The sequence below is a fragment of the Streptomyces sp. NPDC051921 genome (assembly GCF_040680975.1).
In the GTDB taxonomy this organism is placed as follows: domain Bacteria; phylum Actinomycetota; class Actinomycetes; order Streptomycetales; family Streptomycetaceae; genus Streptomyces.
In genome coordinates this window covers 153,887-168,586 of sequence record NZ_JBFAXU010000012.1, presented here as the reverse complement: position 1 = coordinate 168,586, position 14,700 = coordinate 153,887, and the positions used below count along the sequence as shown (strand labels likewise).

The 14,700-nt window shown below is 70.3% G+C and carries 13 protein-coding genes and 1 tRNA gene; 8 read left to right on the top strand and 6 right to left on the bottom strand.

Going from position 1 to position 14,700, the window contains the following annotated elements; genetic code table 11:
• Positions 1-12: 12 nt before the first annotated feature.
• The 6 genes from AB0M16_RS18105 (at position 13) to AB0M16_RS18080 (ending at position 4,467) form a co-directional block, all read left to right on the top strand.
• A complete protein-coding gene (locus tag AB0M16_RS18105) occupies positions 13-780 on the top strand; it encodes a DUF881 domain-containing protein (protein ID WP_365343908.1) in 768 nt (255 codons plus the stop codon).
• Between the two features lie 31 nt (positions 781-811).
• Positions 812-1,495 (top strand): class E sortase, encoded by a 684-nt coding sequence (locus AB0M16_RS18100; protein ID WP_365343906.1) that lies wholly within the window; start codon positions 812-814, stop codon positions 1,493-1,495.
• Positions 1,496-1,559: 64 nt separating this feature from the next.
• The gene (locus AB0M16_RS18095; RefSeq protein ID WP_169092881.1) at positions 1,560-1,721 is read left to right on the top strand and encodes a hypothetical protein; all 162 of its coding nucleotides are present in this window, start codon (positions 1,560-1,562) and stop codon (positions 1,719-1,721) included.
• Positions 1,718-2,356, top strand: a complete 639-nt coding sequence (locus tag AB0M16_RS18090) for an aminodeoxychorismate/anthranilate synthase component II (protein ID WP_365343904.1) — start codon at positions 1,718-1,720, stop codon at positions 2,354-2,356. Before AB0M16_RS18095 ends, AB0M16_RS18090 begins: the two co-directional genes overlap by 4 nt.
• Entirely contained in the window at positions 2,353-3,747 is a 1,395-nt protein-coding gene (locus AB0M16_RS18085) for a class E sortase (protein ID WP_365343902.1), read from the top strand. Before AB0M16_RS18090 ends, AB0M16_RS18085 begins: the two co-directional genes overlap by 4 nt.
• Positions 3,748-3,789: 42 nt before the next feature.
• Positions 3,790-4,467 carry a class E sortase gene (locus AB0M16_RS18080; RefSeq protein WP_365343900.1) on the top strand — a complete coding sequence of 226 codons (678 nt, stop codon included), beginning with the start codon at positions 3,790-3,792 and terminating at the stop codon, positions 4,465-4,467.
• A gap of 168 nt (positions 4,468-4,635) precedes the next feature.
• On the opposite strand, the gene pknB is transcribed toward AB0M16_RS18080, so the two are convergent.
• The 6 genes from pknB to AB0M16_RS18050 form a co-directional block, all read right to left on the bottom strand.
• Positions 4,636-6,597, bottom strand: coding sequence for a Stk1 family PASTA domain-containing Ser/Thr kinase (pknB, locus tag AB0M16_RS18075; protein WP_365343898.1), 1,962 nt, complete (start codon positions 6,595-6,597; stop codon positions 4,636-4,638).
• 223 nt (positions 6,598-6,820) lie between these two features.
• Positions 6,821-8,287, bottom strand: coding sequence for a penicillin-binding transpeptidase domain-containing protein (locus AB0M16_RS18070; RefSeq protein WP_365343896.1), 1,467 nt, complete (start codon positions 8,285-8,287; stop codon positions 6,821-6,823).
• Positions 8,284-9,726: an FtsW/RodA/SpoVE family cell cycle protein gene (locus AB0M16_RS18065; RefSeq protein WP_365343894.1), complete on the bottom strand. Its 1,443-nt coding sequence runs from the start codon at positions 9,724-9,726 to the stop codon at positions 8,284-8,286. Before AB0M16_RS18065 ends, AB0M16_RS18070 begins: the two co-directional genes overlap by 4 nt.
• A gap of 28 nt (positions 9,727-9,754) precedes the next feature.
• Positions 9,755-11,239, bottom strand: a complete 1,485-nt coding sequence (locus AB0M16_RS18060) for a Stp1/IreP family PP2C-type Ser/Thr phosphatase (protein WP_365343892.1) — start codon at positions 11,237-11,239, stop codon at positions 9,755-9,757.
• A gap of 185 nt (positions 11,240-11,424) precedes the next feature.
• Positions 11,425-11,955: an FHA domain-containing protein gene (locus AB0M16_RS18055; RefSeq protein WP_365343890.1), complete on the bottom strand. Its 531-nt coding sequence runs from the start codon at positions 11,953-11,955 to the stop codon at positions 11,425-11,427.
• A 10-nt stretch (positions 11,956-11,965) separates the two neighbouring features.
• Positions 11,966-12,838 carry a DUF3662 and FHA domain-containing protein gene (locus AB0M16_RS18050; protein WP_365343888.1) on the bottom strand — a complete coding sequence of 291 codons (873 nt, stop codon included), beginning with the start codon at positions 12,836-12,838 and terminating at the stop codon, positions 11,966-11,968.
• 415 nt (positions 12,839-13,253) lie between these two features.
• On the opposite strand from AB0M16_RS18050, the gene AB0M16_RS18045 reads away from it, so the two are divergent.
• Together AB0M16_RS18045 and AB0M16_RS18040 are read left to right on the top strand one after the other, a co-directional pair.
• Positions 13,254-13,337: transfer RNA gene (locus AB0M16_RS18045), tRNA-Leu, on the top strand.
• Positions 13,338-13,838: 501 nt separating this feature from the next.
• Positions 13,839-14,384 carry a GNAT family N-acetyltransferase gene (locus tag AB0M16_RS18040; RefSeq protein WP_365343886.1) on the top strand — a complete coding sequence of 182 codons (546 nt, stop codon included), beginning with the start codon at positions 13,839-13,841 and terminating at the stop codon, positions 14,382-14,384.
• Positions 14,385-14,700 lie beyond the last annotated feature (316 nt).

Genomic DNA, 14,700 nt, shown 5'->3' with positions numbered 1-14,700 from the left:
GATCAGGGTACGTTGAGCAATTCCGCCGACACTCCCGCAGGGCCGGGCCGAAGCACCAGATGGCGCCCGGTCCGGGTGCTGACCGCTGCCGTCTTCGCCCTCGCCGGACTGATCTTCGTCACGAGCTTCAACACCGCCAAGGGCACCAACCTCCGTACCGACGCCTCCCTCCTCAGGCTCTCCGACCTGATCGAGGAACGCAGCCACAAGAACGCCGGTCTCGACGAGTCCGCCGCCGCCCTGCGCCGCCAGGTGGACGCCCTCGCCGCCCGCGACGACGGCTCCACCAAGGCCCAGGACGAGCGTCTGCGCGCCCTGGAGGCCGCCGCCGGCACCACAGAGGCCTCGGGCCCCGGCCTCACCGTCACCCTCGACGACGCCCCGCCGAACGCCCAGGCCGCCCCCGGCTACCCCGAGCCCCAGGCCAACGACCTGGTCATCCACCAGCAGGACCTCCAGGCCGTCGTCAACGCCCTGTGGAAGGGCGGCGCCAAGGGCATCAAGGTCATGGACCAGCGGCTCATCTCCACGAGCGCCGTACGCTGCGTCGGCAACACCCTGATCCTCCAGGGCCGCGTCTACTCGCCGCCCTACAAGATCACCGCTGTCGGTGACCGCGACCGGTTGAACAAGGCCCTCGCCGACTCCCCCGCGATCCAGAACTACCAGCTGTACGTGAAGGCCTACGGCCTCGGCTGGAAAGTCGACGAGCACAAGGCGGTGACTCTGCCCGGCTACTCGGGCACAGTGGACCTCCACTACGCGAAGCCTGTGAGCTGACGCATGCGCTGACCGGGGGGAGCCGGGTGCGGTGACGGTGCGACTGGTCGTACGGACCCTCAGCGAGCTGTGCATCACCGTCGGCGCCCTGATCGTCCTCTTCGTCGTGTACGTCCTGTACTGGACCGGCGTACAGGCGGACAGCGCCACGGCCGGCCAGCTCGACACCCTCCAGCAGGAATGGGTGGGGCGCCCGGTCGAGACGCCCGGCGCGCCCCGCGCGGCGCCCGCCCCCGCCCCGTACACCGACGGCAGGGGCTTCGCCGTCATGTACGTCCCCCGCCTCGGCAAGGACTGGGAGTGGCCCGTCCTGGAGGGCACGAAGGCCCGCACCCTCAAGAAGGGCCTCGGCCACTACGCCGGCACCGCCCGCCTCGGCGGGACCGGCAACTTCGCGGTCGCCGGGCACCGCCGGACCCACGGCGACCCCTTCAGGGACTTCCCCCGGCTGCGCCGCGGCGACGCCGTCGTCCTCACCGACGGGACGACCTGGTTCACGTACCGCGTCGACCGCTCCCCGTACCGGACCGTGCCCACCGACACCGCCGTGATCGATCCCGTCCCACGGAAGTCGGGATTCGACGGGCCCGGCCGCTACCTCACCCTCACCACCTGCGATCCCGAGTGGGGGAGCAGCCACCGGCTGGTCGCCTGGGCGCACCTGGACGCCACCCAGCCGGTGACGGCCGGTCGTCCACAGGCTTTGGACGGTTGACCCCCGACCGCCCGTACGCCCCGTACTCTGGTCCCCGTAACGAACGGAAGGGGCCTCGGACGTCATGTACGGATGGATCTGGCGGCATCTGCCGGGCAACGCCTGGGTGAAGGCGCTGATCTCGGTCGTGCTGGTCCTCGCGGTCGTCTACGCCCTCTTCCAGTACGTGTTCCCCTGGGCGGAGCCGCTGCTTCCGTTCAACGATGTGACGGTGGACGGCCAGTGAGCGCGCGAATTCTCGTCGTCGACAACTACGACAGCTTCGTCTTCAACCTCGTGCAGTACCTGTACCAGCTCGGCGCCGAGTGCGAGGTCCTGCGCAACGACGAGGTGGAGCTCTCCCACGCTCAGGACGGCTTCGACGGCGTCCTCCTCTCGCCCGGGCCGGGCGCACCCGAACAGGCCGGTGTCTGCATCGACATGGTGCGCCACTGCGCCGCCACCGGGGTGCCCGTCTTCGGCGTCTGCCTCGGCATGCAGTCGATGGCCGTCGCCTACGGCGGGGTCGTGGACCGCGCGCCCGAGCTGCTGCACGGCAAGACCTCGCCCGTCACGCACGGGGGCAAGGGCGTCTTCGCCGGCCTGCCCTCGCCGTTCACCGCGACCCGCTACCACTCGCTGGCCGCCGAGCCCGCCGCCCTGCCGGCCGAGCTCGAGGTCACCGCGCGCACCGAGGACGGCATCATCATGGGGCTGCGGCACCGTGAACTCCCCGTCGAAGGCGTGCAGTTCCATCCCGAGTCGGTGCTCACCGAGCACGGCCACCTGATGCTCGCCAACTGGCTGGAGCAGTGCGGCGACAAGGGGGCGGTCGCGCGATCGGCGGGCCTCGCGCCGGTGGTGGGCAAGGCCGTCGCGTGACGACCGGGTCGCCGTGGTTCCGGGCGGCGAACCTGCCGGAGGAGGAGCCCGAGCCCCGTCCCCAGCCCCGGCCGATACCCGCGCCCGGGCCCGTGGCGCCCCCGTACGAGGCCGGGACGGGCGTCTACGAGCCGATACCGGCCGCGGACGCCCCCCAGGCCCACCAGGCGTCCCCGACGCCCCAGGAGGCGTACGAGGCCCCGTACGAGGCGTACGGCACGGAGACCTACGGCACACCCGAGACCTACGGGACGGCCGAGACGTACGGCACACCCGAGACCTACGGGACGGGCAGGGCGTACGGCACGCCCGAGGCCTACGGCACGGGCGAGACCTACGCGACCCCGGACACCACCACCTACGCGACCCCCGACGCCTACGGGACGGACGCCTACGAGACCCCCGCGCGGCCCGAGCCGCGCCACGAGCCGCAGCCCGAGCCGCGGCCCGAGCCGCAGCCCGAGCCGCGGCCCGAGCGCCAGGCCGAGGCGCGCCCCGAGGCGCGTCCGGAGCCCGAACCGGAGCCCGACGACCGGACGATGGCGCTGCGCACCGTCGAGGAGGCCACCGCCGCCCCGCCGCCCGGTCCCGGGCGGGCCGAGCGCCGCCGCGCCGCCAAGCGCAAGGGACGCGGCGCCCCCGAGCCGGCCGCCCCGGCACAGCCCGCGGCGCCGCTCTCCCGCGTCGAGGCCCGTCGTGCCGCCCGCGCCGCCAAGGAGAGCCTCGGCGTCGTCCTCAGCCGCGTCGTCGGCGAACTGTTCATCACCTTCGGCGTCGTGATGCTGCTGTTCGTCACCTACCAGCTGTGGTGGACGAACGTCCGCGCCGGACAGGAGAGCGACCAGGCCAAGAAGGAGATCGAGAACTCCTGGTCGCAGGGGCAGGACGACGCGCCGGGCGCCTTCGAACCCGGCAAGGGCTTCGCCATCATGTACATCCCCAAGCTCGACGTCGTCGTCCCGATCGCCGAGGGCATCAGCAAGCCCAAGGTCCTCGACAAGGGCATGGTCGGGCACTACGGCGAGGGGCAGCTCAAGACCGCGATGCCCGCGGACAAGCAGGGCAACTTCGCCGTCGCGGGGCACCGCAACACCCACGGCGAGCCGTTCCGCTACATCAACCGCCTGCAGCCGGGCGACCCGATCGTCGTCGAGACCCGCGACGCGTACTACACGTACGAGATGGCGAGCATCCTGCCGCAGACCTCGCCGTCGAACGTCTCGGTCATCGACCCCGTGCCCAAGGGCTCCGGCTTCACCCGGCCCGGTCGCTACATCACGCTGACCACCTGCACGCCCGAGTTCACGAGCACGTATCGCATGATCGTGTGGGGAAAGCTCGTCGACGAACGCCCGCGCAGCAAGGGAAAGCCGGAAGCGCTCGTAGGCTGAGCCCCACTACCGAGCCCACCCACACCTCGACGGGACGACCTAGTGGCACGTGCGCGCAACCGGATCGCCGGGATCATCAGCGTCTTCGGCGAACTCCTCATCACCGCGGGCCTGGTCCTCGGCCTCTTCGTCGTCTACTCACTGTGGTGGACCAACGTCCTCGCCGACCGCGCCGCCGGCAAGGACGGCGACCAGGTCCGCCAGCACTGGGCCGACAGCGGCCCCGGCGCGCTCGACACCAAGGACGGCATCGGCTTCCTCCACGTGCCGGCGATGGGCGACGGCGAGGTGCTCGTGAAGAAGGGCACCGAGACCGACATCCTCAACAACGGCGTCGCGGGCTACTACACCGAGCCGCTCAAGTCCGCTCTGCCGCAGGACAAGCAGGGCAACTTCACGCTCGCCGCGCACCGCGACGGCCACGGCGCGAAGTTCCACAACATCCACAAGATGAAGAACGGCGACTCGATCGTCTTCGAGTCCAAGGACACCTGGTACGTCTACAAGGTCTACAAGATCCTCGCGGAGACCACGAAGTACAACGTGGACGTCCTCCAGCCCGTCCCCAAGGAGTCCGGCAAGACCAAGCCGGGCCGCTACATCACCCTGACGACCTGCACCCCGATGTACACCTCGGACTACCGCTACATCGTGTGGGGCGAACTGGCCCGTACGGAGAAGGTCGACGCGCGGCGCACCCCGCCGGCGGAACTGCGGTAGCGGACGCCGCACCCTCCGGACACAGCCCGCGGGTGTGAGCCCTCGGGACACAGCCCGCGGCCGCCACGCCCTCCGGACAGGCCCGCGGCGTACCCCGCAGGACGCGCGTAAGCCCCGGCATCCAGGATGCCGGGGCTTACGTCACTCACGGGTGCGGGGTGACCGGGTTCAGTCGAACCAGCCGCCGCCGTTCTTCTCGGTCTTCACGTTGACCGTCTGGTTCGGCTGGCCCGGGGTGCCGGGCTGCGGGTCCTGCTCCTTGACGCGGGCGTTGCCGTCGGTGGAGCCGTCCACGTTGCCGAGCTGGTAGCCGAAGGCCGCGAGCGTCGCCCGGGCCTGGTCGAGGGTCATGCCCGTCACCGGCGGGACCGGCTGGCCCGTCGGCTGCTGCGGGCCCTTGGACACCTTCAGCGTGACCTGGACGTCCTTCGGCTGGTCCGTGTTGCCGTTGGGGTTCTGGCCGATGACCGTGCCCAGCGGCTGGTCCGAGTCCACGTCCTGGCGGGCCACGTTGGTGAAGCCGAGGGTCTGGAGCTGCTGGAGGGCGACGTCGTAGGTGCGGCCGGTGACGTCCGGCAGCTGCGACTTCTGCTTCTTCGCCACGGTGATCGTGACCTCGGAGTTCTTCTCCGCCTGCGAGCCGCCGTCGGGGCTCTGGCTGAGCACCCGGCCGGCCTCCTGGTCGGACTCCTCGAACTTCACGGTGACCTTGAAGCCCTTGGCGCGGAGCATGTCCTCGGCGCTCTGCTGCTGCTTCTCGGTGACGTCCGGGACCTCGACCTGCGGCGCGCCCTCGGAGACCACGACGGACACCGTCTCGCCGACGTTCATCTTCGTCGTGCCGTCCGCCGCCGGGGTCTGGCTGCAGATCAGGCCCTTCGGCTGGTCGCAGCGCTGGGTGCCGGACTGCTGCACCTTGACGTTCGAGTTCTTCGCGAGGCCCTCGGCGTCCTTGAGCGACTTGCCGACGAGCTGCGGCACCGGCACCTGGTCCGCGCTGTCCTTCGAGTCGAAGATCGAGCGGCCGATCAGGATCGCACCGACGAGCACCAGCACACCGGCCAGGACCAGCAGGATCGTCGAGGTGTTCGACTTCTTCTGGCGGCGCCGGTCCGGGCGGTCGTCGTAGCCGTAGCCGCCGTCGTCCGGGTTCATCGGCGGCAGCATCGTCGTCTGGCCGCCCATGGGGTCGGCCTGACGCAGGGCCGTCGTCGGCTGGTCCTCCGGCGGGTAGCCGCCGTAACCGCCGCCGTAGGCGACCGCGCCCATCGCGGCGGTCGCCGCGACCGGCTGGCCGTCGAGGCAGGCCTCGATGTCCGCGCGCATCTCGTCGGCGGACTGGTAGCGGTAGTCGGGGTCCTTGACCAGCGCCTTGAGGACGATGGCGTCCATCTCGGGCGTGATCTCGGGGTCGAAGTTGCTCGGCGGCTGCGGCTCCTCGCGCACGTGCTGGTAGGCGACGGCGACCGGCGAGTCGCCGATGAACGGCGGCCGGACGGTCAGGAGCTCGTACAGCAGGCAGCCGGTGGAGTACAGGTCGGAGCGGGCGTCGACCTGCTCGCCCTTGGCCTGCTCCGGGGAGAGGTACTGGGCCGTGCCGATCACCGCGGCGGTCTGCGTCATGGTCATGCCCGCGTCGCCCATGGCGCGCGCGATGCCGAAGTCCATGACCTTGACCTGGCCGGTGCGCGTCAGCATGACGTTCGCCGGCTTGATGTCGCGGTGCACGATGCCGGCGCGGTGCGAGTACTCCAGCGCCTGCAGGATGCCGACGGTCATCTCCAGCGTGCGCTCGGGCAGCAGCTTGCGCCCGGAGTGGAGCAACTCACGCAGGGTCGACCCGTCGACGTACTCCATCACGATGTACGGGATGGAGACCCCGTCGACGTAGTCCTCGCCGGTGTCGTAGACAGCGACGATCGCCGGATGGTTCAGCGAGGCGGCGGACTGGGCCTCACGGCGGAACCGGGCCTGGAAGGACGGGTCACGGGCGAGGTCAGCCCGCAGCGTCTTCACGGCGACGGTGCGGCCGAGCCGGGTGTCGTGGGCGAGGTACACCTCGGCCATGCCACCACGGCCGAGCACCGAGCCCAGCTCGTACCGGCCGCCGAGGCGACGCGGCTCTTCCATAGCTTCTCCAGCCCTCTCCGTCTGTCCCGACCGCACCCGTGTGTGGTCCGGCGGTGTGTGCTGTCCGCGCATACGCTACCGGCCGACGGAAGGCGCTTCGTCCGCCGACCGCCACCTGATACCCGACCGGTATCCGGTCCGGCCCCCGCCCGTGGTATCGGTCACGGTCCGGCCGTGGCATCCGTCACGGTCCCGGCCCGCCCCGGCCCCACCGGCCGGAAGATCAGCTCTTGCTCTTCAGTACCGCCTTCATCACGGCCTTCGCGATCGGGGCCGCCAGACCACCACCGCTGATGTCCTCGCGGTCGGTGCCCTCGGAGTCCTCGACGATCACGGCGACGGCGACCGGGGACCCCTGGTCCGTCTTCGCGTACGAGATGAACCACGCGTAGGGGCGCTTGGCGTTCTTCTCGCCGTGCTGGGCCGTACCCGTCTTGCCGCCGACCTTCACGCCGTCCATGTTCAGGTCGGCGTTGGCGCCGGTGCCCTTCTCGACGACGTTCTCCATCATGTCCTGGAGCTTCTGCGCGGTCTCCTGCGAGACCGGGCGGCTGAGCTCCTCCGGCTCGGTCTTCTTGATGAGGTCCACGTTCGGCGCCCGCAGCTCGTCGATCATGTACGGCTTCATCAGCTTGCCGTCGTTGGCGATCGCGGCCGTGACCATCGCCATCTGCAGCGGGGTCGTCGCGGTGTTGAACTGGCCGATCGACGACAGCGCGTTCCCACCGCGGTCGGCCTTCTTGTCGTACACGGAGGCGACGGCGCGGACCGGCGTGAACTGCTCGGCGTTGAAACCGAACTTCTCCGCCATCTCGACCATCTTGTCCCGGCCGACGTCGTCACCGAGCTTCGCGAAGACCGAGTTGCAGGAGATCCGCAGCGCCTCGTTCAGGCTGGCGTTGGCGCAGCCGTTCGCGTGGTTCTTCATCGGCACCTTCGACAGCGGGATCTTCCAGCCCTCGGGGGTCTCGGTGGCCGCGTTGATGTCCGTGACCTTGCCGCTCTCCAGGGCCGCCGCGGCCGTGACGACCTTGAACACGGAGCCGGGGGGGTAGATCTCGCGCAGCGCGCGGTTCAGCTTGGGCTTGTTCTTGTCCTTCTCCAGCGCCTGCCAGGCCTTGGCGTCCGCGTCGTGGTAGCCGGCGAAGGAAGCCGGGTCGTACGACGGGGTCGAGGCCAGCGCCAGGATCTTGCCCGTGGACGGCTCGATCGCGACGACCGCGCCCGTCTTGTTGCCGAGGCCCTTGAACGCGGCCTTCTGCGCGGCCCCGTTCAGGGTGGTGACGACGTCACCGCCCTTCTTCTTCTCGCCGGTGAACATGGCGAGCGTGCGGTCGAAGAACAGCCGGTCGTCGTTGCCGGTGAGGATGCCGTCCTCGATCTTCTCGATCTGGCTGGCGTCGAAGGCCTGCGAGGCGTAGCCCGTCACCGGAGCCCACATCGGACCGTCGACGTACGTGCGCTTGTACTTGTAGAACTCGTCGCCGGAGTCGGCCGTGCCGGTGATCGGCTTGCCGTCCACGATGATGTTCCCGCGCTCGTGCAGGTAGCGCTCGATCGTCACCCGCTTGTTCCGCGGGTGGGCGTTGAGCTCGTCGGCGCGGACGTACTGGAGCCAGTTGTCGCGCACCAGCAGGGCGAGGACCAGCAGGCCACAGAAGATCGCGACGCGGCGCAGCGGCTTGTTCACGGACGGACCACCTGCGTCATCTCGGCGTCGGGGTTCGGGGCGGGGGAGGGCGCGGGACGGCGCGCGGTGTCGCTGATGCGGATCAGGACGCCGATCAGCGCCCAGTTGGCGATCACGGACGAACCGCCGTAGGCGAGGAAGGGCATCGTCATACCGGTCAGCGGGATGAGGCCCATCACACCGCCGGCGACGACGAAGACCTGCAGCGCGAAGGCGCCGGACAGGCCCATCGCGAGCAGCTTGCCGAACGGGTCGCGGGCCGCCAGGGCGGTGCGCACACCCCGCTCGATGATCAGCCCGTAGAACAACAGGAAGACCATCACACCGGCGAGGCCGAGCTCCTCGCCGACGGTGGCGAAGATGAAGTCGGAGTTCGCGGCGAACTGGATCAGGTCCGAGTTGCCCTGGCCGAGGCCGGTGCCGAGGATGCCGCCGGAACCGAACGACATCAGCACCTGCGTCATCTGGTCGCAGGCGTACGCCATGTTGGAGCCCTCGGGCGCCGTCTTCAGGCACTCGAACGGGTCGAGCCACGCGGCCACGCGGGACTGGACGTGGCCGGCCGTGGACCCGACGACCACGGCACCGACCGAGGACATCAGCAGACCCATGACGACCCAGCTGGTCCGCTCCGTCGCCACGTACAGCATGATCACGAACATGCCGAAGAAGAGGAGCGACGTACCCAGGTCGTTCTCGAAGACCAGGATGAGGAGGCTGACCGCCCAGATCGTCAGGATCGGGCCGAGGTCACGGCCGCGCGGCAGGTAGAGCCCCATGAACCGGCGACTGGCCAGCGCCAGCGCGTCCCGCTTCACCATCAGATAGCCGGAGAAGAACACGGCCAGGACCAGCTTGGCGAACTCACCGGGCTGGATGGAGAAGCCGCCGACGCGGATCCAGATCTTGGCGCCGAAGACGTCCGCGCCGAGCCCCGGCACGAGCGGCAGCAGCAGCAGGACCAGCGCGCCCACCATGGAGATGTACGTGTAGCGCTGCAGGACGCGGTGGTCCTTCAGGAGCAGCAGCACGCCCACGAACATGGCGATGCCGATCGCCGAGTACATCATCTGGTTCGGCGCGGACGGGCTGAAGGCACCGTACTGGCGCTTCGCCAGGGCGATCAGCCGCGGCGACTGGTCGAGGCGCCAGATCAGCACCAGGCCCATGCCGTTCAGCAGCGTCGCCAGCGGCAGCAGCAGCGGATCCGCGTACGGGGCCCACTTGCGCACCACCAGGTGCGCCACTCCCGCGAGCAGGGTCAGGCCGGCACCGTAGCCGAGCATCCCCGGCGGCACCGTGCCGTCGATCGCCAGACCGACGTTGAGGTACGCGAACACCGGGATGGCGACGGCGAACGCGAGCAGCGCCAGCTCGGTGTTGCGACGGCTCGGCGCCTCGATGGCGCCGATGGTGGTCGTGTTGGTGACAACGCTCATGGTGGTGAAAGGCCCCCTACGGGTCTGCTTACTGCTTGCCGCAGTTCGAGGCCAGCTTCTGCTCCTCCGAGGACAAGGTGGGTCCAGGGGACGGTGCGGCCGTGGTGGGCTTGGGGTTCGGCGACGCGGCGCCCTCCGAGGGCGGCGGCGTGCTCGCCTTGTCGGCGGCGGCCGCGGCGGCCTTCTGGCGCTGCTCGGTCTTCTTGCAGGCCGAGGCCTGCAGGGCGAGCTCCGCGATCTTGGTCTGGGCCTTGTCGAGGCTGCCGCCCGCGATCGTGTCCTCGACCTGCTTGCGCTGGTACGCCGGCAGGTACTTGAGTTCGATCTCGGGGTGGTCCTTCTCGACCTCCGAGAGCTTCACCCAGGCCAGGTCCTGGCTGATGCCCCGGTACAGCGCCACGTGCTCGTCGTTCGACCCCACGTAGTACTGCGTCTGCGTCCAGCGGTACCCGCCGTACAGGCCGCCGCCGATCACGCCGAGGGCGAGGAGCAGGAAGAAGGAGCGCTTCAGCCACTTGCGGCCGGTGCGCGGCTTCACGAAGTCGTCGTCCGCGTACGAGCCGAACGAGCCCTGCGGCGGCATCCCGCCGTAGCCGTGGTCGTCACCGCTTCCGGGCGGGCCGAAGCCGCCCGCCGGCGGCTGCTGGTGCGGGGCCGGCCGGCCGAGCCCGGAGGCGCGGCCCGCGGGCGTGTGCATGGCACCGCCGTCGTGCAGCTGGGTCTGGTTCTCGGCGACCGCGCCCACGATGACCGGGGTGTCGCTGAGGTGTCCGGCGAGGGTGTCGCCGCCGTCGACGTCGAGGACGTCCGCGATGATCACCGTGATGTTGTCGGGGCCGCCGCCGCGCAGCGCGAGCTGGATCAGCTCCTGCACGGTCTCGTGGGGGCCCTGGTAGCTGGCGAGGGTCTCCTCGAGCGTCTGGTGCGACACGACGCCCGACAGGCCGTCGGAGCAGACCAGGTAGCGGTCGCCGGCCCGCACCTCGCGGATGGAGAGATCGGGCTCCACGTGGTCGCCGCTGCCGAGGGCGCGCATCAGCAGCGAACGCTGCGGATGGGTCGTCGCCTCCTCCTCGGTGATGCGGCCCTCGTCGACGAGCCGCTGCACCCAGGTGTGGTCCTGCGTGATCTGCGTGAGCACGCCGTCGCGCAGCAGGTACGCGCGCGAGTCGCCGACGTGCACCAGGCCGAGGCGCTGACCCGTCCACAGCAGGGCGGTGAGCGTCGTGCCCATGCCCTCCAGCTGGGGGTCCTCCTCGACCATCATCCGCAGCTGGTCGTTGGCGCGCTGCACCGCCGTACCCAGCGACGTGAGGATGTCGGAGCCGGGGACGTCGTCGTCGAGCGTCACCAGGGTGGAGATCACCTCGGACGAGGCCACCTCACCGGCGGCCTGACCGCCCATGCCGTCGGCGATCGCGAGCAGCCGCGGACCGGCGTAGCCGGAGTCCTCGTTGCCCTCGCGGATCATGCCCTTGTGCGAGCCCGCGGCGAAACGCAGTGAAAGACTCATGCCCACCTGCCCTGTCGGCGCCGCCTCGGGGTGCCGCCGGTCTCGAGCCACACTGCCCACCCTCCGGTCGGGAGCCCGTACCCGCCCTGGCCCGCTGCCCGGGCTGCCGCGCGGTCCTCGGGGCGGCCCTTCGTGGGGACCGTCCCGGCGCGCTCGCTCCGTTCGCGCTTACTCATGATGTAGCACTACTTCCGAAGCTCGATGACGGTCTTGCCGATGCGGATCGGCGCGCCCAGCGGAATCGGTGTGGCGGTGGTGAGGCGGGTCCGGTCGAGATACGTGCCGTTGGTGGACCCCAGGTCCTCGACGATCCACTGACCGTCCCGGTCCGGGTAGATCCTGGCATGCCGGCTGGAGGCGTAGTCGTCGTCCAGCACGATCGTCGAGTCGTGGGCCCGGCCCAGCGTGATCGTCTGGCCCTGCAGGGCCACCGTGGTGCCGGTGAGGGTGCCCTCGGACACGACGAGCTTGGTCGGGGCGCCGCGGCGCTGCCGCCCGCCGCCCGCGGCGGCCTGCTGGCCACCCCGCTGCTGCGGGGGCGCCGCGGCCTGGCGGGCGCCCTGCTGTGCGGCGCGTCCCTCCTGGCGGCGCGAACCCCGCTGGGTGACCCGCGTGCCGAACAGGTCGCTACGGATGACCTGGACGGCCACGATGACGAACAGCCACAGAACGGCCAGGAAACCCAGCCGCATGACCGTCAGGGTCAGCTCTGACATTGCCCCCGCTTCACCCTTCGGCTTGCCGGTAAACGATGGTGGTGCTGCCCACGACGATCCGCGAGCCGTCGCGGAGCGTAGCGCGGGTGGTGTGCTGCCCGTCCACCACGATGCCGTTGGTGGACCCGAGATCCGTGATCGTCGAGGGCGTTCCGGTCCGGATCTCGCAATGCCGGCGGGAGACGCCGGGATCGTCGATCCTCACGTCCGCGTCGGTGCTGCGGCCGAGGACCAGGGTCGGGCGGGAAATCTGGTGACGGGTGCCGTTGATCTCGATCCAGCGGCGGACCTGACCGCCGCCTCCGCCCGGCACCGGAGCGGGGCCGCCGGGGCGGCCCGCGGCGGGCGCCGCCGGACGGTGCCCCGGCATGGCCGGGGCACCCGGCGGCGGGGCCGCGGGCATCGGCGGGGCGCCGGCCGGCGGGTAGCCGTAGCCGCCGCGGGGCGACTGCTGCTGACCCTGGCCGGGCTGCTGGGGGTGGCCGGAGGGCGGCTGCGGCTGTGACGAACTCGACGCGAGCGTACGGCTGCGCACCCGGTACAGACCGGTGTCGAGGTCGTCGGCCTTCTCCAGATGGACCTTGATCGGGCCCATGAAGGTGTACCGCTGCTGCTTGGCGTAGTCCCTGACCAGGCCGGCGAGCTCGTCGCCGAGCTGGCCCGAGTAGGGGCTGAGGCGCTCGTAGTCCGGCGCGCTCAGCTCCACGATGAAGTCGTTGGGGACGACGGTCCGCTCGCGGTTCCAGATCGTCGCGTTGTTGTCGCACTCGCGCTGGAGCGCGCCGGCGATCTCGACGGGCTGGACCTCGGACTTGAAGACCTTGGCGAAGGTGCCGTTGACGAGACCTTCGAGTCGCTGCTCGAACCGCTTCAGGACTCCCATGGGGCACCTCCTCCGTCGTTGTCGTCCTGGTACTGCTTACTGATCGTATCCACGCGTCGGGAAATCGGCTGGTTCCCCTTCTCTGCCCTGTGGACGAGTGTCACCTCTCACAGACCTTCCGCAGTCCCATCCGCAGTCCCATCGGGAGGCTGCTTCCACGGATCGTAGAGGCGGCCTGTGGACAGTGTCCCGCACCCGCGAGCGGAGCAGGAGGGTCTCGTGTGCCACTGCCGCCCTTCCTTTCTCACCGACCCCGTCTCCCTGCCCCCGTCCCTCGCTCCTCGTCCCCCTCTCTCCTCGTCCGCCGAGGCGGGGTCGAAACAACGGATGTGAATCCAAGGTCTGCGACGTGCTAATCTTCAGATGTCGCCAGGCGAACGAACCGAAAGGTGAGGGAGCCGGGAGACCACCCAATGCGCGGGTGGCGGAATAGGCAGACGCGCTGGATTCAGGTTCCAGTGCCCGCAAGGGCGTGGGGGTTCAACTCCCCCCTCGCGCACCGACGAAACGGTCGGCATCGTAATCACGATGCCGACCGTTTCTCTTTTCCCCGCCGGTCGGGGGTGGGTGTGGGTGTGACGTAGCCCACTGGGGTGCCCGGGGAGAGGGAGCCCGCGTGTGTGGCTGCTCACCGGAGAATCAGATGGGCCGGAAATCCGGTGAGCTGGTGAGTCGGTGAGTCGGTGAGCCGGTGAGCTGTGGAGAGCCGGTGAGCCGGTGAGCCGGTGACCTGGTGAGTCGGAGAGCCGGTGAGCTGGAGAGCCGGTGAGTCGGTGACCTGGTGAGTCGGAGAGCCGGTGAGCTGGAGAGCCGGAGAGCCGGTGAGCTGGAGAGCCGGTGACCTGGTGAGTCGGAGAGCCGGTGAGCGCGGGGAATCTGGTGGGCCGGGTAATCCGGGGGCCGGGAATCCTGTGGGCCGGGGAATCCGGTGAGATGGTGACCGTCCCGGCCAGCCGCACTCGTCGCTCGTCCTACCCACGTCCCTGGAGGGGCCGCCCCCATGACCAGCACCCCGTCGCCGTTTCCCGCTCGGATCGAGCTCAAGGGCGAAGGTCTCGTCCTGCGTGACTGGACCGAGGCGGACCTGGCCGCGATGCCGGATCTGTTCGACCACCCCGACATCGCGTACTGGACGCCGATCGTCTCGCCCTTCGACGAAGCCGCCGCTCGCGCGAGGCTGGTCCGGGCCCGGCAGCTGCGGGCCGAGGGCACGACCATCCTGCTCGCCATCACCACCGACGGTTCCGCGCCGCTCGGCGAGGTGATGCTGCGCCGCGCGCCCGAAGGTACGGAGATCGGCTACGCGGTCGGCCCGGCGCACCGGGGTCAGGGGCTGGCCGCGCGGGCGGTGCGGGCGATGGCCGCGTACGCCTTCGAGGAGCTGGGCGCGGAGCAGGTGATCCTGGAGCTGGAAGCCGAGAACGCCGCCAGCGTCGCCGTGGCCACCAGGGCGGGATTCCGCCTGCTCGACGTGCCCCTGATCGAGGGTGAGGAGAAGGGCCGGCCCTTCGTCCTGCAGACCTGGGGCCTGACGCGCCCGTCATGACGCGTCGATGGTGAGGAGTCCTGGAGACGGGGGCGTGGTGCGGCGTGCGGGGTGATGCGCCCGGGGTGAGACGTGCGTGGAGACGCGTGCGCGGTGGGGTGTCTGGAGTAGGGCGTCCGGCGTGAGGAGTCCTGGAGTAGGGCGTCCGGGGTGAGGTGCCCGGCGTGAGGCGTCCGGCGTGAGGTGCCCGGGGTGAGGCGTGCGCCGTGAGGCCGATCGGCGGTTCTCGCAGGCGCTCCACCGCCCGGACGGAGGCTCCGTCGCCTCCGCGGGCGGACGACCTTCGTCGACAGGGGGCGCGACGAAAGAGGACGGC

Bases quoted from the DNA above. Each gene is read 5' to 3' on its own strand.
- AB0M16_RS18095 (WP_169092881.1), top strand. From the start codon at position 1,560: ATGTACGGATGGATCTGGCGGCATCTGCCGGGCAACGCCTGGGTGAAG.
- AB0M16_RS18065 (WP_365343894.1), bottom strand. From the start codon at position 9,726: ATGAGCGTTGTCACCAACACGACCACCATCGGCGCCATCGAGGCGCCG.
- AB0M16_RS18050 (WP_365343888.1), bottom strand. From the start codon at position 12,838: ATGGGAGTCCTGAAGCGGTTCGAGCAGCGACTCGAAGGTCTCGTCAAC.
- AB0M16_RS18040 (WP_365343886.1), top strand. From the start codon at position 13,839: ATGACCAGCACCCCGTCGCCGTTTCCCGCTCGGATCGAGCTCAAGGGC.
- AB0M16_RS18060 (WP_365343892.1), bottom strand. From the start codon at position 11,239: ATGAGTCTTTCACTGCGTTTCGCCGCGGGCTCGCACAAGGGCATGATC.
- pknB (WP_365343898.1), bottom strand. From the start codon at position 6,597: ATGGAAGAGCCGCGTCGCCTCGGCGGCCGGTACGAGCTGGGCTCGGTG.
- AB0M16_RS18055 (WP_365343890.1), bottom strand. From the start codon at position 11,955: ATGTCAGAGCTGACCCTGACGGTCATGCGGCTGGGTTTCCTGGCCGTT.